Annotated in this window: 25 protein-coding genes; 10 read left to right on the plus strand and 15 right to left on the minus strand. The window is 66.8% G+C overall.

Annotated features, from left to right (window positions below; all coding sequences use genetic code 11):
* The first annotated feature begins 103 nt into the window (after positions 1–103).
* Complete coding sequence (locus tag VUN84_09585) at positions 104–847, plus strand: polyprenol monophosphomannose synthase (protein ID XAS62598.1); 744 nt, start codon at positions 104–106, stop codon at positions 845–847.
* Positions 848–935: 88 nt separating this feature from the next.
* Here VUN84_09585 and VUN84_09590 read toward each other — a convergent pair whose 3' ends face one another.
* The 4 genes from VUN84_09590 to VUN84_09605 all read right to left on the minus strand — a co-directional run bounded on the left by VUN84_09590 (position 936) and on the right by VUN84_09605 (position 4169).
* A complete protein-coding gene (locus tag VUN84_09590; GenBank protein ID XAS62599.1) occupies positions 936–1283 on the minus strand; it encodes an RNA polymerase-binding protein RbpA in 348 nt (115 codons plus the stop codon).
* A gap of 285 nt (positions 1284–1568) precedes the next feature.
* Entirely contained in the window at positions 1569–2597 is a 1029-nt protein-coding gene (locus VUN84_09595) for an SPFH domain-containing protein (GenBank protein XAS62600.1), read from the minus strand.
* 96 nt (positions 2598–2693) lie between these two features.
* Entirely contained in the window at positions 2694–3155 is a 462-nt protein-coding gene (locus tag VUN84_09600; GenBank protein XAS62601.1) for an NfeD family protein, read from the minus strand.
* A 144-nt stretch (positions 3156–3299) separates the two neighbouring features.
* A complete protein-coding gene (locus tag VUN84_09605) occupies positions 3300–4169 on the minus strand; it encodes a methyltransferase domain-containing protein (GenBank protein XAS62602.1) in 870 nt (289 codons plus the stop codon).
* Positions 4170–4275: 106 nt separating this feature from the next.
* On the opposite strand from VUN84_09605, the gene VUN84_09610 reads away from it, so the two are divergent.
* A complete protein-coding gene (locus tag VUN84_09610; protein ID XAS62603.1) occupies positions 4276–6357 on the plus strand; it encodes a S9 family peptidase in 2082 nt (693 codons plus the stop codon).
* A gap of 41 nt (positions 6358–6398) precedes the next feature.
* Here the strand turns inward: VUN84_09610 and VUN84_09615 are convergent, their stop codons facing one another.
* Genes VUN84_09615 through VUN84_09635 form a run of 5 tightly spaced genes read right to left on the minus strand, consistent with a single transcriptional unit; the run spans position 6399 to position 11200 of the window.
* Positions 6399–7076: a peptide deformylase gene (locus VUN84_09615; protein ID XAS62604.1), complete on the minus strand. Its 678-nt coding sequence runs from the start codon at positions 7074–7076 to the stop codon at positions 6399–6401.
* Between the two features lie 9 nt (positions 7077–7085).
* A complete protein-coding gene (locus tag VUN84_09620; GenBank protein XAS62605.1) occupies positions 7086–8054 on the minus strand; it encodes a hypothetical protein in 969 nt (322 codons plus the stop codon).
* Between the two features lie 43 nt (positions 8055–8097).
* A complete protein-coding gene (locus tag VUN84_09625) occupies positions 8098–9267 on the minus strand; it encodes an NAD(P)/FAD-dependent oxidoreductase (GenBank protein ID XAS62606.1) in 1170 nt (389 codons plus the stop codon).
* Positions 9260–9973 carry a class I SAM-dependent methyltransferase gene (locus VUN84_09630; GenBank protein XAS62607.1) on the minus strand — a complete coding sequence of 238 codons (714 nt, stop codon included), beginning with the start codon at positions 9971–9973 and terminating at the stop codon, positions 9260–9262. The genes VUN84_09625 and VUN84_09630 overlap by 8 nt, the downstream gene beginning before the upstream one ends.
* Before the next feature lie 6 nt (positions 9974–9979).
* Positions 9980–11200 carry a type III polyketide synthase gene (locus tag VUN84_09635; GenBank protein ID XAS62608.1) on the minus strand — a complete coding sequence of 407 codons (1221 nt, stop codon included), beginning with the start codon at positions 11198–11200 and terminating at the stop codon, positions 9980–9982.
* A 111-nt stretch (positions 11201–11311) separates the two neighbouring features.
* Between VUN84_09635 and VUN84_09640 the strand changes: the two genes are divergently transcribed.
* Complete coding sequence (locus VUN84_09640; GenBank protein ID XAS62609.1) at positions 11312–13702, plus strand: excinuclease ABC subunit UvrA; 2391 nt, start codon at positions 11312–11314, stop codon at positions 13700–13702.
* A 61-nt stretch (positions 13703–13763) separates the two neighbouring features.
* Here the strand turns inward: VUN84_09640 and VUN84_09645 are convergent, their stop codons facing one another.
* The 4 genes from VUN84_09645 to VUN84_09660 form a co-directional block, all read right to left on the minus strand.
* Positions 13764–15329, minus strand: coding sequence for a long-chain fatty acid--CoA ligase (locus VUN84_09645; GenBank protein XAS65810.1), 1566 nt, complete (start codon positions 15327–15329; stop codon positions 13764–13766).
* A 23-nt stretch (positions 15330–15352) separates the two neighbouring features.
* Positions 15353–16549 carry an acetyl-CoA C-acyltransferase gene (locus VUN84_09650; GenBank protein ID XAS62610.1) on the minus strand — a complete coding sequence of 399 codons (1197 nt, stop codon included), beginning with the start codon at positions 16547–16549 and terminating at the stop codon, positions 15353–15355.
* 35 nt (positions 16550–16584) lie between these two features.
* Positions 16585–17838: an acyl-CoA dehydrogenase family protein gene (locus tag VUN84_09655; GenBank protein ID XAS65811.1), complete on the minus strand. Its 1254-nt coding sequence runs from the start codon at positions 17836–17838 to the stop codon at positions 16585–16587.
* Between the two features lie 127 nt (positions 17839–17965).
* Positions 17966–18676: a helix-turn-helix domain-containing protein gene (locus tag VUN84_09660; protein XAS62611.1), complete on the minus strand. Its 711-nt coding sequence runs from the start codon at positions 18674–18676 to the stop codon at positions 17966–17968.
* A gap of 435 nt (positions 18677–19111) precedes the next feature.
* Between VUN84_09660 and VUN84_09665 the strand changes: the two genes are divergently transcribed.
* On the plus strand, positions 19112–19270 hold the full coding sequence (locus tag VUN84_09665; protein XAS62612.1) for a hypothetical protein: 159 nt from the start codon (positions 19112–19114) through the stop codon (positions 19268–19270).
* A gap of 260 nt (positions 19271–19530) precedes the next feature.
* Complete coding sequence (locus VUN84_09670; protein ID XAS62613.1) at positions 19531–19776, plus strand: hypothetical protein; 246 nt, start codon at positions 19531–19533, stop codon at positions 19774–19776.
* Between the two features lie 21 nt (positions 19777–19797).
* Here the strand turns inward: VUN84_09670 and VUN84_09675 are convergent, their stop codons facing one another.
* A complete protein-coding gene (locus VUN84_09675) occupies positions 19798–20184 on the minus strand; it encodes a hypothetical protein (protein XAS65812.1) in 387 nt (128 codons plus the stop codon).
* Positions 20185–20338: 154 nt separating this feature from the next.
* Here VUN84_09675 and VUN84_09680 point away from each other — a divergent pair, with 154 nt between their 5' ends.
* From VUN84_09680 to VUN84_09695, 4 genes are all read left to right on the plus strand, one after another.
* Complete coding sequence (locus VUN84_09680; GenBank protein ID XAS62614.1) at positions 20339–20683, plus strand: hypothetical protein; 345 nt, start codon at positions 20339–20341, stop codon at positions 20681–20683.
* Positions 20684–20977: 294 nt separating this feature from the next.
* The gene (locus VUN84_09685; protein ID XAS62615.1) at positions 20978–21997 is read left to right on the plus strand and encodes a phytase; all 1020 of its coding nucleotides are present in this window, start codon (positions 20978–20980) and stop codon (positions 21995–21997) included.
* A gap of 71 nt (positions 21998–22068) precedes the next feature.
* A complete protein-coding gene (locus tag VUN84_09690; protein ID XAS62616.1) occupies positions 22069–22503 on the plus strand; it encodes a DUF3054 domain-containing protein in 435 nt (144 codons plus the stop codon).
* Positions 22504–22601: 98 nt separating this feature from the next.
* Complete coding sequence (locus VUN84_09695) at positions 22602–22883, plus strand: Lrp/AsnC ligand binding domain-containing protein (GenBank protein ID XAS62617.1); 282 nt, start codon at positions 22602–22604, stop codon at positions 22881–22883.
* A 60-nt stretch (positions 22884–22943) separates the two neighbouring features.
* Here VUN84_09695 and trpD read toward each other — a convergent pair whose 3' ends face one another.
* Positions 22944–24002, minus strand: a complete 1059-nt coding sequence (trpD, locus tag VUN84_09700; GenBank protein ID XAS62618.1) for an anthranilate phosphoribosyltransferase — start codon at positions 24000–24002, stop codon at positions 22944–22946.
* Between the two features lie 208 nt (positions 24003–24210).
* Between trpD and VUN84_09705 the strand changes: the two genes are divergently transcribed.
* On the plus strand, positions 24211–24789 hold the full coding sequence (locus VUN84_09705; GenBank protein ID XAS62619.1) for a heme-copper oxidase subunit III: 579 nt from the start codon (positions 24211–24213) through the stop codon (positions 24787–24789).
* Positions 24790–24869: the final 80 nt, after the last annotated feature.

Consider the following 24869-nt stretch of genomic DNA (forward strand, 5'->3'; position numbering starts at 1 on the left):
TGGGCTCAACAGGTCCGGCGATTGCCTATAATGGAGAGTTGCGCCCGGCGTCGGTTCACTGACGCCCGGCGTTCGACCGCTCCCTTCAAGGAAAGGCCCCGCTGTGCGTGTCCTCACGATTATCCCGACCTACAACGAGCTGGAATCGTTGCCCAAGACCCTCGGGCGCCTGCGCACTGCCGTGCCGCACTCCGACGTTCTGGTGGTAGATGACAACAGCCCCGACGGCACCGGGCAGCTGGCGGACCGCTTCGCCGCTGAGGACAGCCAGGTCCACGTCCTGCACCGCGCAGGCAAGGCCGGGCTCGGCGCCGCCTACATCGCCGGATTCAGGTGGGGCCTCGACGCCGGTTACGACGTCCTTGTCGAGATGGACGCCGACGGTTCGCACCAGCCGGAACAGCTTCCCCAGTTGCTGGAGGCTGTCGAGCAGGGCGCCGACCTTGCCATGGGCTCCCGCTGGGTGCCCGGCGGCAGCGTCGTGAACTGGCCGCTGTACCGGCAGGCCATCTCCCGGGTCGGCAGCACCTACGCCCGGCTTCTTCTGGGCCTGCAGATCAAGGACGTCACCGGGGGCTTCCGGGCGTTCCGCCGGAGCACTCTGGAGAAACTGAACCTCGACGCCGTCGACTCGGTCGGCTACGGTTTCCAGGTGGATCTGGCGTGGCGTGTAGCGAAGCTGGGGCTGACAATCGTCGAACGCCCCATTACCTTCGTTGAGCGCGAGCTCGGCGCTTCAAAGATGAGCGGCAACATCGTGGTCGAGGCCATGGTCAACGTGACGAAGTGGGGACTGGCTGCCCGCTGGAACACCCTCGCCGGGAAACTCAGCCGCAGCAAATCCTGAACCGGACGGCGCACGCAAAGGGCCGGATCCGTATCCCGACGCGGGAATGCGGATCCGGCCCTTTTGTGCTGTGACGGCGGCTGTGGCCCTAGGCCGAACGGCGTTCGCCGCGGCGTTCACGCAGGATGGTCAGGCGGTCCTCGAGAATCTGCTCCAGCTCGGGCAGCGAACGACGCTCAAGAAGCATGTCCCAATGGGTGCGGACTGCCTTTTCATTGAGGTTCACCGGGCGTTCGCCGTCGACGAGCAAGGCTTCCTTGCCGGTTTTGGATACCCATACCGGAGGGATTTCGGCTTCCGAAGAGAAGGTCACGAACACCTGCTCGCCGTCCGCGCAACGGTACTCGACGCGCTGGCGCGGGGCCGGCTCAACGCCGGATTCGGTTTCCATGCTCTGTGCGCCCAAGCGCATACCCCGCAGGCTGCGATCGCTCATCTTTTCTCCCTCTATTCGGTTCGCAGGGTCACGCCCTGCGTTCGCCGGGGGCCGTAAGGCCGCGCCGGACAACTGTCTGCATCGCGCCGTCTCACGGAACCCACACCGGATGTATCGTTACTGGATAAAACGCTTTGCGAAGCTTAAATGTTCCGCCGGACTGAACCAGCCGGACAAATACTCAACTATACGGGAACGAACCTCCGCGGGTAAAGCCCGCCCGGCCGCGGACAGCGCAAAGGGAGGCGTCCGCCGGGCGTACGCCTCCCTCAGAAGGCCCAGCGGCTAGGCCTGCGGCTGAACGCCGATGCCCGCCACGGGGTTGGTGCTGACCGGCTTGGTGCTGACCGGGGTGGCGGCAGGAGCCGCCGAATGGGTGGCCGCGGGGTCCGCCGCTGCGTCGGAGCCGGGCCCAAAGAGCCCGTCGTTGAGCTGGCCGTCCTTGCTGCCGCCCAGTGCATTGCCGATTCCTTTGAGCGCCTCGCCGACTTCACTCGGGATGATCCACAACTTGTTCGCGGAGCCTTCCGCGATCTTGGGGAGGGTCTGCAGGTACTGGTAGGCGAGGAGTTTCTGGTCGGGGTTGCCCTTGTGGATCGCGTCGAAGACCTTCTGGATGGCCTGGGCCTCGCCGTCGGCCCGCAGAATCGCGGCTTTGGCGTCACCTTCCGCCTTGAGGATCGAGGACTGCCGCTGGCCTTCGGCGGTGAGGATGGCGGACTGCTTGGTGCCTTCCGCGGTCAGGATGGCGGCGCGGCGGTCACGCTCAGCGCGCATCTGCTTTTCCATCGAGTCCTGAATGGAGTGGGGCGGATCAATGGCTTTGAGCTCCACCCGGGAAACGCGGATGCCCCAGCGGCCGGTCGCCTCATCCAGCACGCCGCGGAGCTGGCCATTGATCTGGTCGCGTGAGGTCAGAGCCTCTTCGAGGTTCAGGCCACCGACGACGTTTCGGAGCGTCGTCGTGGTGAGCTGCTCGACCGCCTGGATGTAGTTGGCGATCTCGTACGTGGCCGCACGCGCGTCCGTTACCTGGAAGTACACCACCGTGTCGATCGAGACCACGAGGTTGTCCTCCGTGATGACCGGCTGAGGCGGAAAGGACACCACCTGTTCGCGGAGGTCCAGCAGCGGCAGCAGCCGGTCCACGAACGGAATCAGAATCGTCAGGCCGGGGTTCAGCGTCCGCTGGTACTTGCCGAGCCGTTCGACGACGCCGGCGCGGGCCTGCGGGACAATCCGCACGGACCGGACCAACACGATTATTACGAACGCAACGAGCACCAGCAGCACGATGGCGACTGCGATATCCATACATCACCTATTCCCCAGATTGGTCTTGCTATGGTGTGCGGCGGTGTCCCGCCGCGTCCCCGGCGCCGGTACCGGCGGCCGGAATTCCTGTGCGGGCTACTGGATGGCGGTTTCCGGCTGCTGGGCAACGACGGCGGTGGCGCCGTCGATGGCACTGACGATCGCATGCTGGCCAGGTGCCAGGACGCCGTTCTCTGACCGTGCGCTCCAGACGTCCCCGCCGATCTTGACGAGGCCGCCGTTGGCGCTGACCGATTCCATGACGAGGGCGGATTCACCGATCAGCCGCTCGATGTTGCTGCGGCTGTCGGCGGGGCCCTTGTGGAGGTGCTTGAGGGCCACGGGCCGGATGAAACCGATCATCAGCAAGGACACGACGCAGAAAGCTACGATTTGCAGGCCGAGGTCGGCGCCGGCGAAGGACGCCACCAGCCCGGCGAGGGCTCCGCCGCCAAGCATGATGAAGAACAGGTCGAGGGTGAGCATTTCCACCACGGCGAACACCAGGAACGCCGTGAGCCACAACGCCCACCAGTTTTCAGGCAGCCATTCCAACATCTTTTCCCCTTCGCCCCCGGGGCCTGCGTGCGCAGGCCCTCAGTAACTGTGCTTCCATCCTAAACCGAACGGCACCCGGCGCCGAGGGAAGCGGACAGCCGTTGTTGAATGTACCCAAGTCGTTACCACCGGAACAGCCGGCGGTCAGCCCAACGGCCGGAAAACGCCGATCCGGAACCGGGCCGTCACGGCTGTCAGCGGGCGAAATCCGGCGGCGAGCGTCGCCAGCGCGGTCCGGTCCAGATGGTGACCGGCCGGGCCCATAAGAGCCAGCCGGGTGACATCCTCCGGGGCGAGCCGGAGCGGGACATCAAGGTCCTCGGTGGAAACCGGAGAAAAAGAACCGCCCAGCGACGCCGCGAGCCGTTCCTCCTTGGCCGGATCGATCCCCAGCATGCCGGCCCGGCCAGCAACCTCCTGAAGGTGGCCCGGTCGCGGTGTGACGACTATCAACCGGCCGCCGGGTCGCAGCACCCTGGCAAACTCACCGGCGTTGCGCGGGGCAAAGACGACGGTGACGACGTCGACGGCGCTGTCGGCCAACGGCAGCGGCTGCCAGACGTCACTGACGAGGTTCACGGCTTCGGGGTTCAGTTTCGCGGCCCGGCGAAGAGCGAATTTCGAGATATCCAGGCCGACCGCCTGTACGGGGGCCGCCTCCCGCGCCGCCTGGTCCAGGACCGCGCGGAGGTAGTGTCCCGTCCCGGTGCCCGCGTCCAGCACTGTCTGCGGCGTGTCCGGAGTGCCACCGCCGAGGGCCCGGACTGCGCAGTCCGCCACCGCGTCCGCGAGCGGGCGGTAATGGCCGGCGGAGAGGAAGTCGAAGCGTGCCGCGACCATGTCGGCCGTGTCCGCTTCAAAGACAGTGCCTTTTCCCACCAGCAAGTTGTAATACCCCTGCTTGGCGGCATCAAAACTGTGACCGGCAGGGCACCCCAGCGTCCGAGTCCCGCCCGGGGTGAGCCGGTCCCGGCAGACCGGGCACAGCAGCGAAGAAGCGCGGGCGGGTGGCATAGTGTCCATCCTAGGCTCGGCGTGATGTCTGCGGCCCGGTCGGCGCCGCAAACCCGCCGACGTGAGCTATTTCACTGCCGCAGGAACTGGGGTTAGGCTCGCACACGTGAAATCCGATCATTTGCCCCTGCTGAATTCCGTGTCCACCCCTGCCGTGCATCCGGACGGCCGGCGCGCCGTGGTCTCCGTGACCAGGCCTGACTTCGACGCGGATGCGTACGTAGGCCAGTTATGGACCGTGCCGTTGGACCCGGGGCGTGCGCCACGCCGGCTGACCCGCGGTTTCCGCGACACGGCCCCCTACTTCTCGCCGGACGGGCTCGTGCTCGCATTCCTGCGTGCCGCCGCCGGCGGCCAGCCGCAGCTGCACATTGTGGAGTCCGGCGGCGGGGAGCCGCAGCCGGTCACCGACGCGCCGCTGGGCGTGCTCGAGTTTGCGTGGTCCCCCGACTCCCGGCGCATCGTTTATGCCGCCCGGATCCCGGCGGCCGGCCGCTACGGCAGCATCGACGGGGTCGGCGCCGGCAGCGAGGACGCCCGGCTGATCACCGACTACAAGTACCGGATGAACGGTGTCGGGTACACAGCCGACAAACCGGCCCAGCTCTTCGTCGTCGACGTACCGGAACTCGGCGCCGAACCCGGGGTCGTCCCGCGGGGACGCGCTGCGAAGAACGGCCCCGCCGCAGCTGCCTCCGACGGGCGCACCGACGGGGCAGCCGCGTCCCTCCTGCCGGCCGCAGAGCAGCTGACCACCGCAGGCACCGACCATACCGGCGCAAGCTTCGGGACCGACGGGCGGTCCGTCTACTTCACCGCCGCCCTGCACGAGGGCAGCGACGCCGATCTGGCAAGCGGCATCTACCGTCTTCCGGTCGGCGGAGCGGCGGGGGACAGCACCGGGGGCGGGGATCCGGTGCTTCTCGCGCCGGCGAACACCGGCAGGCAGACAGTCCACGCTGCGCGCCAGTCACACGACGGGAAGTGGCTGTTCTTCCTCGCCCAGGACCTCGGACACTCGGGGCAGGACTTCGTGGCACGCAACACCGCCCTGTACAAGATGCCTGCCGGCGGTGGCGACGCTACGCTGCTCAGTGACGTTCAGACCATGGACCTGAGCTGCGACGGCAGGCTTGAACTGGCGGGCCCGGACTCGGCCCTGCTGCTGAACAACGCCCGGGGAACGGTCGAGCTGATCGAGTTCAGCGCCCTGGGGGACCACCGGGTACTGGTCCATGGCAGCCGCGTAGTCACCGGCGCCGCCGCGCACGGGGATTCGCTGGCGGTCAGTTTCGCAGACGCGTCCACAGCCGGCGATGTGGCAATGCTGGAGAACGGGCAGCTCCGGCTCCTGACGGACTTCTCGGCACCGCTGCGGTCCGGCGCCGGCATCCTGGAACCGCTTGAGCTCACCATCCCGTCCACCGACGGCTATATTGTCCACGGCTGGCTGGTGAAGCCACCGGGCGAGGGCCCGCACCCGGTCCTGCTGAACATCCACGGCGGTCCGTTCGCCCAGTTCACCGGGGCCCTTTTCGATGAAGCCCAGGTCTATGCCGACGCCGGCTATGCGGTCCTGATGTGCAACCCCCGTGGTTCTGCAGGTTACGGACAGGACCACGGACGGGCCATCAAGGAGAAGATGGGAACCCTGGACATGCAGGACGTCCTGGCGTTCCTCGACGGCGCGCTGACCTCCGACGAGGGGCTCGACGCCGGCGCGCTCGGCATCATGGGGGGCTCCTACGGCGGCTACCTCACCGCCTGGACCATCAGCCACGACCACCGCTTTCGGGCCGCAATCGTGGAACGCGGTTTTCTCGATCCCGTGAGCTTTACCGGGTCCTCAGACATCGGCTGGTTCTTCGGCGGGGAATATACCGGCGGGACGGCCGAACTCATGGCAGCCCAAAGCCCGATGGCCTGCGTGGACCGGGTGCGCACCCCCTCCCTCATCATTCACAGCGAGGAGGATCTCCGGTGCCCGGTGGAGCAGGGCCAGCGCTATTTCACTGCGCTCAAACAGCGGGGGGTGGAGGCTGCATTCCTGGTCTTTCCGGGGGAGAACCATGAACTCTCGCGCAGCGGGACACCGCACCACCGCAAGCAGCGCTTCGACCGGATCCTGCAGTGGTGGGCCCGGTACCTTCCGACGGCCGCCAACCCGGCACCCGCGGCCCGGGGCTAAGGGCCGCCGCTGACACCGCCGGTCCGGCGTGATCAGCGGCCCTACCCGCCCGGCAGGAACCCGAGTTCCTGCCGGGCGAGGCTGATGTCGGGGTGCGCCCAGCGGGCCGAATACTCTGCATTGGTGGTGAGGGAGCGCAGTTCGGAGCGGTCCAGGTAAAGAATGCCGTGCAGGTGGTCGGTTTCGTGCTGGACGATCCGCGCTTGCCAGCCGAGGAATTCCCGCTGCTGCGGGCTCCCGTCGGGAGCGGTGAAATCCAGCAGCACCCGGGCGGGCCGGGCGACGGCGGCCTGGAGCCCGGCCAGGGACAGGCACCCTTCGTAGAACGCCGCAGTGGAATCGCCCTGGGGCTGGTAGCCCGGGTTGAGCATGGCGAAGAATGGCAGCGGATCCCGCCCGCGCACCGACGCGACGGCAGCATCGACGTCGTACTGGTCTTCCAGCACTGCCAGCTGCAGCGGTACGCCCAGCTGGGGCGCCGCCAGGCCCACGCCGGGCGCTTTGTGCATCACCCGGCGCAACAGGTCAATGAACTGGGAGAGTTCGGCGTCGCTGAGTTGCCCGTCGTAGGGAGCGGCGATCTGCCGGAGCACGGGATGCCCCGCCTGGACAATGGCGGGGAGTTCCCCGCCCGCCAGGAGCTGCTGAACGGCTTCCTGGATGCGGGCGGCACTGAAGTCCGTCGGCTTGGCGTGGGAGGGCGTGGCAATCGAAGGCATGGAAACAGACTACTGGCGTCCGCAGGCCGTTGTGAGGAAATCGTAAAGGCGACCGCGCAGGAGTGCGCCGGCGTCGATTTTCAGGATCCCGTCCCGGCCGCCCGCGGAGACCCTGAGGGGCAACAACGTGCCCACTTTGTCGTCCGCTATGGCGTGGGGATCGCAGCGTGCGGGCCTGATCCCCAGACGGACCCGCAGGGCGGAATCCCCGGCACGGACCGAAACGGACCGCGGCCAGGGCACCTCCGGGTCCTCGTCGAGGAGGGTGGTCCCGTCGATCCGGGCAAGTGTCAGGCTTTGCGTTGCCGCGGGGGAACCGGCGCCGGGCCGCGGCGTGATGGACAGTGTGAGGACGGCGCTGTGTGCACCGGCAGCAGCCTCCAGCTCGGGCAACAGCCGGATGTCCGCGACCTCGGCCACCGCCTGTGCGAGGCACATTTCCGTGTTGTTCCGGCTCATCACGCCATAAGGATCGGTGGCCCGCACCGTCCCCCCGGGTCCGGCACCGCTGCCGTCGGCCAGGCGGAATGCCACCGTTGCCCCCGGGTCCGTCGGTGTTGCCCGCGGGCTGCACACGGGTGTCCGCAGCTGGGCCGGCAGAATCTTGGTCTGGCCCGGCGGAAGCTCAGTCCCGCCCGGTGCCGCCTGCCATTCGATGGTCCCGGCGAAGAGCGGGCTGGCCACGGCTGCGCTGAGGACCGTCACCGGGCCGGCGGTGTTGTTCGTCAGCTGGACGGCAATGATTTGGCGGCTGTAGTTGTCGCGGAGCTGATTGATCCCGGCGGTGACCGGGGCCACCGGCGCCGCTGCTGCCGGCGGCGGCCCCGCTGCTGGAGCGGGCGGGGCGACGGCACCGGAGGGGCCGGCGCCGCAGGAGACGGTCAGGGCCAGGGCTGCCGCGGCCGCGGCAAGTCTGCCCGGCCGGACGGATCGGGGTCCGCCGGCCAGGGGGCGCAGCGGGGCGGAACGGTAGCCCATGAGCCCAGTGTATTCCCGGCCGGAATCGCCTCGGCCGGCCGCGTCAGTGCATGGTGAACCGGCGGGCCACGAAGCCGTTGACAGCGGGGACCGAAGCGGCCGCAGCGAGCGCACGGTTGCGCAGCGACCAGGGTGCTGCCGGCAGCGGCCGCCCCAGCGCCATGTTGATTTCGGCCTGGCGGGCTGCCCGGTCCGCCGCTCGCGTGCGGGCCAACTCGAACGCCCGCAGATCCGCCGCCACGTTTGCTCCACCGAGCGCCGAGAGAACCAGCGGCGCCAGGGCAACGGCGTCGAGCCAACCCAGGTTCATGCCCTGGCCACCGATCGGGCTGATTTCGTGGGCCGCATCGCCGATCAGCACGATCCGGCCGGCCACCATCCTGTCAACCAACCGGGAGCGCGCGCCGAAACGGCTCAGCATGGTGTTCCCCGAGGCATCAACGTCGATTCCTGTCCGTCGCCGAATCAGGTCTGCCAGCCCGATGGCGTCATCCGTCGCTTCGGTGTCCGCCACGTTTCCGGCGTCCAGCGGGTTCCCGGCGTCTGCAAGGCGTACCACCCAGCGCCGGCGCGCCCCCGGCAGCGGGAAGGACTCCACGATGCCCCCGCTTTCCAGGAACAGCGCCGCGTCCGGACCAAATCCGGTGGTGTCGGCAAAATCGCCCATCAGGTAGGTTTCCGGATAATCCTTCGCCCGTACTGCTGGTCCAAGCTGGCCGCGGACGGTGGACCTGACACCGTCGGCGGCGATGACGATGGACGCCGTATACCGGACTGTCTCTGCGGCTTTCGTCGCTTCCGCGGTGACCTCGCCGGCACCGGCGTGCAGGCCGGTGACCTGGACACCGCGGTGAAGGGCCTCAGGGTCCAGCCGGCGGACGCGGTCTTCGAGGTGGGCTGCGGTCCTGGACTGCGGCAGGGCGAGGACGAACGGGTAGCTGTCCGAAACGCCGGCGAAGGACATGCGTGCCAGGGTCCTGCCGCCGGCGACGGCGACGCCACACCGGATGGGTACTCCTTCATCCACCAGGGCCTGCGCCACGCCGGTTCCCTCAAGCGCTTCAAGCGCCGGGGGGTGAATGCCGATGGCCCGGGAATGCAGTTCGGGTGCAGTCCGTCGTTCCAGGATGCGGACGCTGGCACCCCCCTGGAGCAGCAAGGCCGCCATGAACAGTCCTACCGGGCCGCCGCCGATCACCAGGACGTCAACCACCTTGGGCTGCCTGGGCCCCGGTGCCGTTGGTGAACACCAGCAGGTTGCGGAAGGGAGCCCGGGGTTCGACCCGCCAGCCAGGCGGAGCAACGGTCCGGAGTTCCGCGGCGGTGTAGCTGCGGCGGATGGAGGTCAGCCCGTCCTGCCTGATGTAGGAGCCGGTGAAGGGCCAGGAGCCGGCGAAGAACAGGGCGTACGCGGCCGGGCTGCGGCGCAGGTCGCTGTGAATGACTGTCCCGCGGCACAGCGCCGCGGACTCGGACAGGAACCCGGGAAGCTCAGCCTGGCCCAGATGGTGCAGCACATGGTTGGACACCACCAGGTCGAAGCTGAGGCCCTCGCCGGCCAGCTCAGCCGCCGTGGACCGGCGGAACGTTACGCCGGTTCCGGCATGCCGCTCCGCAGCGAAGCGGCTGGCCCGGGGATCAGGATCAATGGCTGTGATGTACAGGCGGAGCCCGTCCGTGGCCGCCCAGCGGGAGAGCATGACCGGCACGTCGCCGCCGCCGCAGCCGATGTCCAGCAGGGTAGCGGGGCCCCGGCGCAGGCGTGGCCGGATTTGGCGGCGGTAGATGCCGCGCCAACCCGAGACTGCGCGGTTAACCAGGGCAAACTGGGCGTAGGTGCGGTCCAGCCGGTCCGGGTCGCAGCCGGGCAGGTCCATTTCCTCGACGGCGTGCGCCGCACGTTTGCGCAGTAGGAGCACCGGGGCTCACGCCAGCGCTGACGCAGGCTGCGCGGACGAGAAGTCAGCGGCCGCGTTCCCGGCCAACACCGGCCGCCCCTCGCCGAGCGGGCTGCCGAGCTTGGTGAACAACGCGGATTCCACCGTCAGCCCCGGCCCGAACGCCATCGAACAGATCCGTTCGCCGCCGTCGCTGTCCGCTGCCGGCGGCAGATCCAGGATGTGCTTGAGTACGAACAGCACGGTGGCGCTGCTCATATTGCCGAAGTTCCGCAGGGTCTCCCGGGCGGGGATCAGCTGCTCATCGCTCAACTCGAGCCGGGACTGGACCTTGTCCAGGATGCTCCGGCCACCCGGGTGGATGGCCCAGTGCCGGATGTCGCTGTACGGCAGTCCCCGGAGAGCATCGTCGCGGGAGAGCAGCGGTTCCAGGGCGCCGATGATGTGGTCATCGATGATGTGCGGGACGTAGTTGCCGAGGACCATTTCAAAACCCTCGTCACCGATATTCCAGGCCATGGATTCCTCGCCGACCGGAGTCAACACGGTCTCGAAGTGGTCCAGCTGCAACAGCGCCGGTTCTCCGGCGTCCTCGCGGGCAGTGATGACGGCGGCAGCGGCGCCGTCGGCAAACAACGCGGATCCCATGATCGTGTCGGGGTCGTTGGAGGTCCGCACGTGCAGTGAGCAAAGCTCGGCGCTGACCACCAGGACCACCGCGTCCGGGTCGGCTTCGCAGAAGGATTTGGCTGCCCGCAGTGCCGGGAACGCGGCGTAGCAGCCCATGAATCCCAGGTGGTACCGCTGCACGGACGGATTCAGGCCAAGTGCACGGACGATCTTGTAATCCGGACCGGGGTTGAAAAACCCGGTGCAGGAGACTGTGATGAGGTGCGTGATGCTGGTTGGAGGGAGCCCCGGGCAGGCCTCAAGGGCCTTCCGGGCCGCTTCGACGAAGAGTTTCGTGGCCTCCACCGCGAAGATTTCGTTGCGGACCTTGGTACTCGGGCTGAGCAGGAGCCCCGTTCCGGCGTCGAAGAATTTCGGATTGTCCGTGGTTTGATCCTTGGTCAGTTCCTCCACGGCGGTGTGGCGGGTGTCGATTGCGGCGGAATCGAAACATGTGCTGATCAGCCGGGTTCCGAGCCTGGTGAGCCCCGGCTGGGCCGCGAACACATCCCGGGCCTCCGATTGAATCAGCACCGTAGCGGGGACAGCAGTTTCCAGGGACCTCACGTAGACCGTCATGGTTCATTCTTATTGAGGCCGGCACAGAAGACAAATGTTTGCGGCCGCAAATCCGGGTCCTAAGCTGGTTGAATTTAGGCACCACGAGCCGCCGGTGCAGATGGAGAGACGATGAGTATGGCCACGACGCCGCAGACGCAGTCACCTTCGCGGCATGTTGCCGACACCCACGATTTCCTTCGGGTGGTCGGTGCGCGGGAGAACAATCTCAAAGATGTCACTGTGGACATCCCGAAGCGCCGGCTGACGGTGTTCACCGGCGTTTCCGGCTCAGGCAAGAGCTCGCTGGTGTTCGCGACGATCGCCGCGGAGTCGCAGCGGATGATCAACGAAACCTACAGCGCGTTTGTGCAGGGCTTCATGCCCAACCTGGCACGGCCCGACGTCGACTTCCTGGAGGGGCTGACGACCGCGATCATCGTTGACCAGGAGCGGATGGGCGCGAATCCCCGCTCGACGGTTGGCACGGCCACGGACGCCAACGCGATGCTCCGGATCCTCTTCAGCCGGCTGGGTTCGCCGCGGGTGGGTCCGCCCACGGCGTTCTCCTTTAACGTGCCCACCCGGAAGGCGAGCGGGGTCATGAGCACGGAAAAGAGCGGCCGGGTGGAGAAAAGCGTCGTGCAGAACGCCGTCTACCTGGGCGGCATGTGTCCACGGTGCGAGGGCATGGGCGCGGTCTCCGACTTCGACCTCACGGCGCTCTACGATGCCACCAAGTCGCTCGCCGGGGGTGCCCTGACGGTTCCCGGCTACAGCATGGACGGGTGGTACGGCCGGATCTTCAGCGGTGCGGGATTCGACATGGACAAGCCGATTGCCAAGTACAGCAAAAAGGAATTGGATGACCTGCTCTACAAGGAGCCGACCAAGATCAAGGTCGAGGGCATCAACCTGACGTATGAGGGCGTGATTCCGAAGATCCAGAAATCGATGCTGTCCAAGGATGTCGACGCGATGCAGCCGCATATCCGCGCGTTCGTCGACCGCGCCATCACGTTCCAGGCCTGCCCCGAATGCAACGGGACGCGGCTCAGCCCGGAAGCCAGGTCCTCGAAAATCCAGGGCAGGAATATTGCTGAACTGTGCGAGATGCAGATCAGCGATCTGGCCCTCTGGGTCCGTGCACTCAACGAGCCGTCAGTCGCCCCGCTGCTCAAGGGCCTGCGGCACCTGCTCGAGTCGTTCACCGAAATCGGGCTGGGCTACCTTTCGCTGGACCGGCCGGCGGGCACGCTGTCCGGGGGAGAGGCCCAGCGGACCAAAATGATCCGGCATCTGGGTTCGTCCCTCACCGACATTACTTACGTCTTCGACGAACCAACGATCGGCCTGCACCCGCACGACATCGAGCGGATGAACCAGCTGCTGCTGCAATTGCGGGACAAGGGAAACACCGTGCTCGTCGTCGAGCACAAACCGGAGACCATCGCCATCGCTGACCACGTCGTTGACCTTGGCCCCGGCGCCGGCACCGAAGGCGGCCGCGTCTGTTTCGAAGGAAGCGTGGTGGGTCTGCGGGGCAGTGACACCATTACCGGCCGCCACCTCGATGACCGGGCCGCGGTCAAGGACGCCGTGCGCACGCCCACCGGGATGCTTCAGGTGCGCGGCGCCTCAGCGCACAACCTGAAGGACGTCGACGTCGACATCCCCCTCGGCGTGCTGTGCGTGGTCACCGGTGTCGCCGGCTCGGGCAAGAGCTCACTGATCCACGGTTCCGTTGCGGGCCGGAACGGCGTAGTGGTGATCGACCAGGGCGCCATCAAGGGGTCCCGGCGCAGCAATCCGGCGACCTACACGGGCCTTCTGGAGCCGATCCGCAAGGCGTTCGGCAAGGCCAACGGCGTGAAGCCGGCGCTGTTCAGCTCAAATTCCGAAGGCGCCTGTCCCACCTGCAACGGCGCGGGTGTCATCTTCACCGAGCTGGGCGTTATGGCCACCGTGGAGTCCACCTGCGAGGACTGCGAGGGCCGGAGGTTTATGGCGTCGGTCCTGGAGTACAAGCTGGCCGGCCGCGACATCGCCGACGTGCTGGCCATGTCGATGACCGGGGCCGAGGCGTTTTTTGGCACCGGCGAGGCGAAGACGCCGGCGGCGCACAAGATCCTCGGCCGGCTTGTGGACGTGGGGCTGGGCTACCTCACGCTCGGTCAGCCGCTCACCACCCTTTCCGGCGGCGAGCGGCAGCGCGTGAAGCTCGCCACCCAGATGGCGGAGAAGGGTGAGGTGTATGTCCTCGACGAGCCCACCACCGGCCTGCACCTGGCGGATGTCCGGAATCTGCTGGGCCTTCTCGACCGTCTGGTGGAGTCGGGCAAGTCGGTCATCGTCATCGAACACCACCAGGCCGTCATGGCGCACGCGGACTGGATCATCGACCTCGGCCCGGGCGCCGGGCACGACGGCGGCCGGATCGTTTACGAGGGTACCCCGGCCAGCCTCGTCGCCGCGCAATCAACGCTCACCGGCCAGCACCTCGCGGCGTATGTCCACCGGTGACCGGCCACCGGTGACCGGCCACCGGTGACCGGCCAGCGGTGCACTGGAGGGCCCGCGGGAGTTAGGCCTCCGCCCCCGCGGGTGCGGCGGCCAGGTTCCGTTTGAGGATTTTTCCGCTGGGCCCGAGGGGGAGCTCGGTGAGCAGCCGGATGATCCGCGGGTACTTGTAGGCCGCCAGTTGCGCGCTGGCGAAGGCGATCAGCTCGGCATCGGTGGCGGTGGCTCCCGCGTCCAGCACGATCGCTGCGGCGACTTCCTGGCCATGGACCTCGTGCGGAACCCCGTAGACGGCGGCGCTGACCACCTGCGGGTGGGTCAGGAGGATTTCCTCCACTTCCCGGGGGTAAACGTTGTAACCGTTGCGGATGATCATGTCCTTCTTGCGGTCCACGATCCGCAGGTAGCCGTCCCCGTCCTTGGTGCCAAGGTCTCCGGTGCGGAACCAGCCGTCGACGATCGCCTCGGCGGTGGCCTCCGGCCGGTTGAGGTAGCCCTTCATGAGCAGGTGTCCGCGGATGACCAGCTCGCCGAGTTCGCCGCGGGGCAGCAGGTCGATGCTTTCCACGGTTTCGGCCCGGGCGATTTCAATGTCGACACCCCAGATGGCGGTTCCTATCGTTCCGGGGCGCGGCGGTGTGCCCACGTGGTTGAACGCGGCGACGGGGGACGTTTCGGTCAGGCCGTATCCTTCGTGGATATCGATGCCGAAGACGTCGAGGAATTTTTCCATGACGGCCAGGGGGAGTGACGCTCCGCCGGAGATGCCGTAGCGCAGGGCGGACGGACGGACCTGCGACGTCTTGGCTGCTTCCAGAAGCGCCACGTACATGGTCGGCACCCCCAGGAAGATGTTCACGTTGTGCCGATCCATCAGCTCCAGGGCGCCCTCACCGCTGAAGCGGGGCATCAGGACGACGGTGGCACCTGCCCGCAGTCCCGTGTTGAGGACCACTGTCTGGCCGAAGGTGTGGAAGAGCGGCAGACCGCCGAAGAGCACGTCGCCGGGTTTGAAATCCATGACGCTCGTCAGCAGGACGGACGTCTGTTCCACCAGGGCGAAGTGCGTGCCGAGGGCGCCCTTGGGTTTGCCGGTGGTGCCGGAGGTGTACAGGATGGTGGCCGTGTCGGAGGGACGGCAGGGAATGTAGGTGTCGATGGGTGCGGACGCGGCGGCTTCGGCTTCGAGCCGCCGCAGGCCGCCGTCGTCGGGCGCCATCACGGTCAGGACGTCGATCCCCGTCCCGTGGGCACCTGCTGCGCCCTCTGTCAACAGGGGGGCGGCGCAGATCAGCAGCCGCGCGCCGCTGTCCTGGAGCACGTAGTCGATCTCGCGGGCCTTCAGCAGGGCGTGGACCGGAACCACGACGGCGCCCAGCGCCAGGATGGCGTAGTACACCCGGGCGAAGTCCGGAACGTTGGGGATCAGGACGGCGACGGCGTCGCCGGGGCCGATGCCACGCGCCCGCAAAGCCCCGGCGTAGGCGCGGGTTTCATCCCAGAGGCTCGCATAGGTGATCTCATCGCCGCCGACGATCAGTGCCGTGCTGTCCGGCGTCCGTCGAGCGGATTCGGCCAGGATGGCTGCTACGGAGATGGTTCCGAAGTCTGTGGTGCTGGTGGTGGTCATGTCCTGCTTCTTCGTTGGGAGGGTCATGCTTTGAGGATCAGGGCGTCGCCCTGGCCGCCTCCGCCGCAGAGAGCGACGACGCCGGTGCCGCCGCCGCGGCGTTTGAGCGCCAGCGCCTGGTGCAGGACGAGTCGGGCGCCCGAGGCTCCGACCGGGTGTCCGAGGGCGATGGCGCCGCCTTCGGCGTTGACGTCGTCGACGGCGATTCCGAGGTCGTTGGCGGACTGGATGAGGACCGACGCGAAGGCTTCGTTGATCTCGATGAGATCGAGTTCCTGGGCGGTGAGTCCTTCCAGTTTCAGGGCGCGTTCGATCGCGCGGGCGGGCTGGGAATGCAGGGAACCATCGGGCCCCGCTGTCTGGCCGTGCGCGCCGATTTCGGCGATCCACTCGAGCCCTGCCGCCTCGGCCGCCGCTTTGCTGGCGATCACCAGCGCTGCGGCGCCGTCGGAGAGCGGGGAGGATGAGCCGGCGGTAATGGTTGCCGTCTCCTCTTTCGAGAACGCCGGGCGGAGTTGCGCCAGGGACTCTTCAGTGGTGTCGGGGCGGATACCCTCATCGTGTTCGAGGGTTACGGCCGGACCCTTGCGCTGGGGCACCTGGATTGGCGCGATCTCTTCTGCGAGCACCCCGGCTGCGCGGGCCGCTGCGGAGCGCTGGTGGGAGCGGGCGGCGACCGCGTCCTGTTCGGCGCGGGCAATGCCGCGCTCGGCGTTGCCGGCGTCGGTGGCCGCGCCCATGAGCGCACCGCTCACCGGATCCTGCAAGCCGTCGTGGTTCAAGGAGTCCAGCATCGGAGCGTCGCCGATGACGACGCCGGCGCGGAGCCCGGGGACGAGGTGGGGAGCGTTGGTCATCGATTCCTGGCCGGCCGCGACGATGAAGTCCGCTTCCCCGGCCCGGATCATCCGGGCGGCGTCGATGACGGCCGTGAGGCCGGACAGGCAGAGCTTGTTGATGGTCACGGTCGGCACATCCCAGCCGATGCCCGCGGCCAGACTGGCCTGGCGGGCGGGCCCTTGGCCGGCGCCGGCCTGGATGACCTGGCCCACGATGACGGCGCCGATTTGTTCCGGGGCCACTCCGGTCCGTTCCAGCGCGGCCCGGATGGCGTGGGCACCCAGTTCGCTGGAGGAGAGGGGCGTGAGGCCGCCGCGGAAGCGTCCGAACGGCGTGCGGGCGCCGCCAAGGATGACGGGGATGTTGGCGTCTTGGTTCACAATAAGTCCTGTCTGGTTGTGGCGCACGGCGGAACTCACGCGAACGCGGAGATTCCGGTGATGCCGCGGCCGATGATGAGGGCCTGCATCGTTTCGGTGCCTTCGTAGGTGTGGATCGCCTCGATATCGGCGAGGTGCCGGGCGACGCGGTTCGCCAGCAGGATGCCGTTGCCGCCGAGCAGGTCCCGGGCGTTGGAGGCGATGGTCCGGGCGATGCGGGTGCAGGTGTACTTGGCCAGCGAGGCTTGTTCGGGTGTGAGGTTGCCTCCTTCGTCAAGGCGGGTCATCTGGACCACCATCAGCTGCATGGTTCCCAGTTCGCTGAGCATCCGGGCAAGCCGTTCCTGGACGATCTGGGAGGCGGCCAGCGGCCGGCCGAACTGCTGACGCTGCAGGGCGTATTGCACCGCTGTTTCGTAGCATGCGGTGGCGTGTCCGACGGCGGACCAGGCCACCCCCAGCCGGGTGGCCAGCAGAACGCGCGCGGTGTCCTTGAACGACTGCGCCCCGGGAAGGACGTTCTCTTCCGGAACAAAGACGTTCTCCAGCCGGATGTGCGCCTGCCAGATGGCGCGCAGGGCCAGCTTGCCCTCGATTTTGGTGGCGGTGTAGCCGGGGGAGTCCTGCGGGACCAGGTATCCGTGGACCTGACCGTCCGCGCCGCGGGCCCACACCACGCTGACGCCGCCTACGGAGCCGTTGCCGATCCATTTCTTCTCGCCGTTGAGCAGGAAGCCGCCGGCCGTGCCGGTGGCCGTGGACTCCAGGGCCACGGCGTCCGAACCATGGGTGGGCTCGGTCAAGGCAAACGCAGCGAACTCCCGGCCCGCAGCGATGGCCGGGAGCCAGCGGTCCTTCTGCGCGGCGGACCCGCACTCCGCGATGGACCGCAAGGCCAAGCCGCCCTGAACAGCGATCATGGTCGCAACCGAGCCGTCACCGCGGCTGATTTCCATGGTCACCAGCCCGGCGGCCATCCTGCTCATCCCGGCGCACCCGTCCACGGGGACACCGTCCCGCAGCAGATCCAGCTCGCCCAGGCGCCGGAGCAGGTGCACCGGATACTCCGCGCGTTCCCAGTAGCCGTCGATCACGGGGAGAACCTCGTCCTGGACGAAGTTCCGGGCCCGGTTCCAGTACTGCCGGTCCTCCTCGCCGATGGCGGCAAAAACGGCGGCAGGATCGGTGCCCAGGGCCTCGGTGAGGATGTACCCGGGCTCCACCGTCCCGGCGGGGAACGGGGCCGGTGTCTCGGCGGTGAACCCGGTATCGGGCGACGTCGTCGTCATGTCAGTGTCCTTGATCTCGGGGGCGGGCGGCGCACCACGCGTGGCGTGGCTCACAGCACACCCCCTAAGAATGCACTGAAACGCAGTTCCACGTCAAGAAACTAAGTGTCAGCAGTTGTGCGGGAGATCAGGGGAGTGCGTCACGGACCGCCTGGACGATCGCTTCCCGGTCGGCGCCGGCTGCCAGTACTGTCACGACGACGGACGGCGCAGCCCGGGCGGGGGGTGCGGTGCCGAGCAGTGCGGGCCGGAACAGATCGGAGATGGCGCGTAGTTCGACCGCCAGGGCCGCGGATCTGGTCCGGTCTGCGGTGGCATCTTCTGTGCTGTCCGGCGGTGTGCGGAGCCACTGGCGGAGGAAGGCGTTGTGGACGGCAACCGTAGCTGCCGCGAACGCCACCGCCGTATGTTCACGGTGCGCGCCGTCGGGCAGCCTGTCCATTAAATGGAGCAGGAAGGCGCGCTCATAGCGGTGCGAGGTGACCAACTCACGGTCCCGGAGCGCCGGAACGGACAGCATGAGTCCATGCCGGGCGCGGGAGGTTTCGCGGTTCCGCAGGTGGTGGTTGAAGACCAGCAGGGCCGCGCCCTCGATGGCCGCGAGCGGTTCCTGCGTCGACTCCGCAAGGCGCTCGGTGACCAGTCCGAGAATGCGCTCGTGGTCGGCAAAGACGACATCTTCCTTCGAACCGAATTTTCTGAAGAAGGTACTGCGGCTCATGCCGGCCGCGTCCGCGAGTTCCTCCACGGATGTGCCGTCATAGCCCCGTTCGGCCAGCAACCCGATGGCCGCGGCAGTCGGCCTGTCGGCGTCGTGGTTAGCGGGGCGCGGGATCATGGGCCGAAATCTAACACAACCGACGGTGCGGGACCGTAATTGCGGTGCGCACGCCAGCCCCGACCAGCCCCGCTGTAAAACGCCGATAATCAACATTATGTTAAGTAAAGGTTATTTGGGCGCACGATTGACGGTCAGGATCCGCTGACACGTACTCCGCATCCTCTTCGACGGAGTGGGCAACGCTGTACCCAAAAGCCGGAGGGGCTGCAGTCTTCGCTGAGCGGGCGTTCAAACCTCCGGTTTCTTTCCTCGTCGGTTCTGCATGCCCGCCGCCGGCGCAACGAGCGCCGCAGGGTTGAGTCTGGCATTTGCCGGGGATTGTCTGCAGCCTTTCCCGGATGTTTCCGCGACGCCGGCAGCAGCGGCATTTTCTGTTGCTGATGGCCGCACTCAACCCGCGGGGTGAAGGAATCCGTCCGGACCAATGGCGTCATGACGGTCATCGAGGTATCTGACCTGGTACTGGTCGTCGTTCCCGTCGGCCTGATGTTCGGCCGCGGTGACGGGGATGCTTCCCGCGTCCTGGATTTTAATCCCGGGGTCTCCCCCGGCGCAGGCAATCTGGCCGCTTCCCCGCAGGGGTATTGCTGACAGCCCGCGGCATCTACATCCTGATTGGTCCGGCATCCTTGGCAGCCCGCCTCCGGACGAGATCAATAGTTCCTCCGGACCTTTGCTGCAGGTGACGGGTTTCGGAGTGCCTGACTGGCTCTTTGGACCTGTCGCATTGATGGCTGCAACCAACGGTGGGCTGTTGACGATGATCATGGCGAGTCGATTGGCCTATGGAATGGCTGAACAATCGCTGCTGCCGCCCGTGCTGGGCGGTCTGCTCCCCCAAGGTGTACGCCTTGGTCGCGATTCCCGCCACCACACTGGCTGCTGTACCGCGCACGGCGACCGGAGACCTTGGCTCACCCGCTGAAAAGGTGGTGCTCTTTCTGCTCTTCGTCTTCATCAGCACAAACACGGCCGTTGTGGTGCTGCGCAGGGACAAAGTTGAGCACCAGCACTTCCCTGTGCCGATCATCGTCCCAATTCTTCGCCAGAAAAGGCTGGTCCTCACTGCGTCCGCTCCCCCGGGCGCAGCTGCATGAACCGGAGGCAGCAACGGGCGGTTATTTCGGGACAGCTGTGGGCGCATTGGCCGCCCAGGAGGCCGGCAATGTGAGCCGCTCGGCAGACCGGGACCCGGGTTCGGCCGTGTAAATCATCAGGACCATGCCGGGATCTGCGGTCAGGAGAAGTTCTTCGGAGGCGTGAACCAGTTCTCCTGCAATGGGGTGGCGGAAGCGTTCAATGCCCGTGCCGTGGATCCTGACATCATGCCCGCCCCAAAGTCTCCGGAACGTCTCACTGCGGGTGGAGGGTTCCCCTACGAGATCCTGCATAACCTGCTCGTGCGGATTTCTGCCGGCCTCGGCCCGCATGTTGGCCACGCACACTCCAGCGAACATCTCCCAGTCAGCGTAGAACTCCTTGGAAGCCGGGAAGTCCTTACCCAGTGAATACGTGAATTGCCCGGGTTAAGAGGCTTTGTCGAGGGGTGTACCGGCAGCGGACCCCAACGCCGGCTGCTTCGAACCAGCCGGTGCGAGCGGAATTCCGGTAAGCCACCTGTGGGCGCCGCCCGCAAAAAACTTAGGAACTCCATGGCCGATGCCCTCGAAGCAGATCCCCGCCGAACCCACACTCTTTGCAGCGCTCCCGCTGCCCGGGGCCGCAGCAAGTGCCGCCCCGCAGAAGCCCGCCGCCTCTTTGCTTTCCACTGGGGCCACCGCCGCCTCCGCCGCCCCCACAGGTTCAGCATCGACGCCCGGTCCCGTGGATCCGGGGACCGGTGGAACGCCGGCCGCACAGGAGACCCGCGTGGACTGCGCGCCGTATGTGATCATCGCGGCGGTCATCCTGGCAGCGGCCGCCGCTGCGGCTGCGGCCATCCCCTGGCGGCGCAGCCAGGCGTCCACAGCAAAGCCCGCGGCCGGGTCCGACCTGTCCAGGTGACGGCGGGACCGGCGGGCTGGTCCTCACATCCGGGACGTGGGGGTAGTTAACCCGATCCGGCGGGCTGTCTCCGCCGGGCGCTCTCCGATGCTTGACAGAGGCGTACCACGGCCCGCATACTCCCAGGACGCCAGCCTCAGGCAGGTACCGTCCCGAACTTAGCCGGAGCGAGCCATGAACCACCATCGCCGACCCGCAGCCGCCCTGCTTGCCCTTGCCGCTTTGACCGGGCCGGCCCTGCTCGGGTGCGGGCCAGGTCCGGCCCCCTCCCGGTCGGAGCCTCCAGTCCCGGGAATGGACTCCTCGCTCTCCCGGCCGGATCTGCCACCCGGCGCCGCTCCCGCCGGTCCCATTGCAGCGGCGGTCCGTGAAACCGATGACTTTGCGGGATCCGGCGACATCGCCGACGACTCCGCTGTCTGGGTCGATCCAGCGGCGCCGGCGAACAGTGTGGTCATTGCCGATAACAAAGCAAAGTCGGGCGGCGGCATCGCTGTCTTCGATATGGGCGGAAAGCTCCTCCAGTTCAGGCCGGACGGCATGATCGGCAACGTGGACCTGCGAGGCGGGTTCCCGTCGTCGGGGTCCACGATTGTTCTGGTCGGCGGGAACAACCGCTCCGACAACACGGTGGCGCTCTGGTCCCTGGACACCGCAACGAGGACCCTGTCGCCGGTCGCTGCCCGCAGCATCGGGACCGTGGCGCCCAACTATGGGTTCTGCATGTACCACAGCAAGGCCAGCGGCAAGTTCTTCGCTTTCGTGACGCCCAATGGTCCAGGCTCGATCCAGCAATTTGAGTTGGCGGACGACGGCGCCGGCAAGGTTGATGCCACCCTCGTTCGGACACTGCCGATCAGCAGCATCACCGAAAGCTGCGTCGCCGACGATGACCTTGGGTACCTCTACGTCGGCCAGGAGGACGTCGGGATCTGGAAGTACGGAGCGGAACCGGACGCGGGGGCGGCCCGTACGTCGGTCGACACTGTGGGGGCAGGCAGGTTGGAAGCGGACATTGAGGGCATGGGTCTTACTTACGGTCCGGACGGAGCCGGTTACCTCTTCGTGTCCAGCCAGGCAAACTCCACCATCGCCATCTATAACCGCTCCGGAAACAACGCGTTCCTCAAGACCTTCGAGGTGTCCGGTACCGGATCAGTCGACGCCGTGACTGGAACGGACGGGTTGGACGTCACCGCCCAGAACGCCGGACCGCAGTTCGAGCAGGGTCTGCTGGTAGTGCATGACGAATCGAACTCCGGCGGCGCGACGTCCAATCTCAAGTACGTTCCCCTCAGCGCGGTTCTCCGCTGAGCCGGCCCCGCCGAACCGGCGCGTCCGACAGCCCGATCCGTTTCGACCGGCAGCCCGGCTAGGCTTGAGATATGCATCCCGCCACTCCCCCGCACCCACCCGCCACCGGCAATGGATCAGGAGCCTCGGCCCGCCGGTCCGCGGTGCTGGCTGCGTGTGCCGACGCCGCGCTGATCGTCCTGTTCGCGGCGATCGGCCGGGACGCCCATCAGCGCGGAGAGATCATCACCGGTGTGCTGTCCACGGCCTGGCCGTTCCTGGCAGGAGCGGCGCTGTCCTGGCTGACATTGCGGCTATGGCGGTCGCCGCTGGCGCTCTGGCCGGCCGGTGTCGCCGTCTGGCTGGGCACGGTAACTCTCGGGATGCTCCTGCGGGCCCTTACCGGGCAGACGGTAGTGCTGCCGTTCGTCATTGTGGCGCTCCTCAGCCTCGGACTCCTGCTGCTCGGATATCGCCTTGTAGCCGCAGGGGTACGGCGGGTGCAGGCACGCCGCAGCAGGGCGTGATGGACTAGGCTTACTGGGACAAGGCCAGGGGTCCGGACAAGCCCATCCGGGCCGCCACCTGGCCGGCAACGGCGCAACAGATCCGGAAAGGCTCACACGTGGTCACCGCTTTCGTCCTGATTAAGACAGACGCTTCCCGCATACCGGAGACGGCAGAAGAAATCTCCGCTCTTACGGGCATCAGCGAGGTGTACTCCGTGACCGGCGAATGGGATCTGATTGCGATTGCCCGTGTTCCACAACACGAAGACCTTGCAGAGACCATCGCCGACAAGCTCTCCAAGGTGCCCGGCGTCATGCACACCACCACCCAGATAGCCTTCCGCGCCTATTCCCAGCACGACCTGGACGCTGCCTTCGCTTTAGGCTTCGAAGAGTAGGGTCCGCCGCCCGCGTCCACCACCGGAGCATGGACGGATTGCCTGCTGACCTCCAGCGCCTCAGCTGCGGGAGAGCGCGACCCAGCGGTCCAGGACGGCCGAGGCGGCGCCCGACTCGATGGAGTGTTCCGCGCGCTTGAATGCCGCTGCCATCCGCCCGCTGAACGGGCCGACGGCGTCAAGATCGAAAGCCACGAGCCCTGCTGCGGCATTGAGCAGCGCCGCATCGCGCGCGGGGCCGTGGGCACCGGAGAGCACCGATCGCACGACGGCTGCATTGGCTGCGGCGTCCCCGCCGCGCAACTCCGCCAGGGTTGCCTGGCGGATGCCGAGTTCGCGCGGGTTGAACATCTGCTCCGTGACCGAGCCCTGCCTGATCTCCCACACCCGGGACGGGCCGGTGGTGGTGAGCTCGTCCAGTCCGTCGTTCCCGCGGAAGACGAGCCCCCTGCTGCCGCGCTTGGCCAGCACACCGGCCACGAGCGGAGCCATCCGCTCATTGGCCACGCCCACCGCTGAGGCCTGCACATGGGCCGGGTTGATCATTGGTCCCAGAAAGTTAAAGGCCGTGGGCACGCCGAGTTCACGGCGCGCGACGGCGGCATGCCGCATTGAGGGGTGGAAGACCTGGGCGAAGCAGAAAGTAATGCCCGCTTCTTCGGCATTAAGGGCCACCCGTGGGATGGGCAGGTCAAGCCGGACTCCGAGGGCCTCCAGCACGTCCGCGGAACCTGAGGTCGAGGACGCCGCACGGTTCCCGTGCTTGACCACCTTGGCCCCGGCGCCGGCTGCTATCAGCGCGGCCATGGTGGAAATGTTCACAGTGTTCTGCTGGTCTCCGCCGGTTCCGACGATGTCCAGCTTCTCCCCGACAATGTCAATGCGGCTCGCGTGCGCGATCATCGCTTCGACCAGTCCGACAAGTTCATCGACGGTCTCACCCTTGGACCGCAGGGCGACCAGGAAGCCGGCGACCTGCACGGGGGTAGCATCCCCGCTCATGATCGAGTTCATCGCCCACTCCGTGTTTCCGGCCGTGAGGTTGGTCCCGTCCATGAGTGCCTTGATGAGCCGCGGCCATGTATTGCCTGCCGCCTGTACAGATGCCTGAGAAGTCACGTCCTGATGCTATCGAGGTGCGCACCGCAAAGACCAATGTGAACCGGCCAGGGAACTTTTCCGCGCGAATTCGCGTCTTTGTAGAAAAAGTCCTGCCAAAACGCGGTTTGCGTTGGGCAGCAGGGAGTTTTATAGACATAATGTCTATGTGACATCTGCGACCCAAGCCCCCAGTACCCCGGCGCACCCGACGCTGAATCGCCCGAACATGGTTTCTGTTGGAACCGTGGTCTGGCTCTCCAGTGAGTTGATGTTCTTCGCCGGTCTCTTCGCCATGTACTTCACACTCCGTTCGACTTCCGGACAGATGTGGGCCGAAGAGACAGCCAAGCTCAACTTCCCCTTTGCGCTCGTCAACACGATCGTCCTCGTGGCCAGTTCCTTTACGTGCCAGATGGGCGTTTTCGCCGCTGAGCGGCTTCAGCCGCGTCGAAGCGGCGGCCTCCTCAGCTTCACCCGCTGGGGAATGAACGAGTGGTTCACCCTCACGTTCATCATGGGCTCGTTCTTCGTTGCCGGCCAGGCAACTGAATACGCCATGCTGGTCTCCGAGCACGTTTCACTCTCCTCCAACGCCTATGGTTCGGCGTTTTACATGACCACGGGCTTCCACGGCCTGCACGTCATCGGCGGTCTGATTGCCTTCCTTCTGATCATGGGCCGCTCCTTCGCAGCGAAGAAGTTCGGCCACTTCGAAGCAACCTCAGCGATCGTCACCTCGTACTACTGGCACTTCGTCGACGTCGTCTGGATTGGCCTCTTCCTGGTCATCTACGTCCTCAAGTAGCTACACTTGCCTCATTTTCTACAAGAGGTAGAATCTCAAGAAGTGGCTCCCGGAGCCAACGCAGGATCGAATAAAGGAAC

The organism is Micrococcaceae bacterium Sec5.8, assembly GCA_039636775.1.
Taxonomy (GTDB): domain Bacteria; phylum Actinomycetota; class Actinomycetes; order Actinomycetales; family Micrococcaceae; genus Arthrobacter.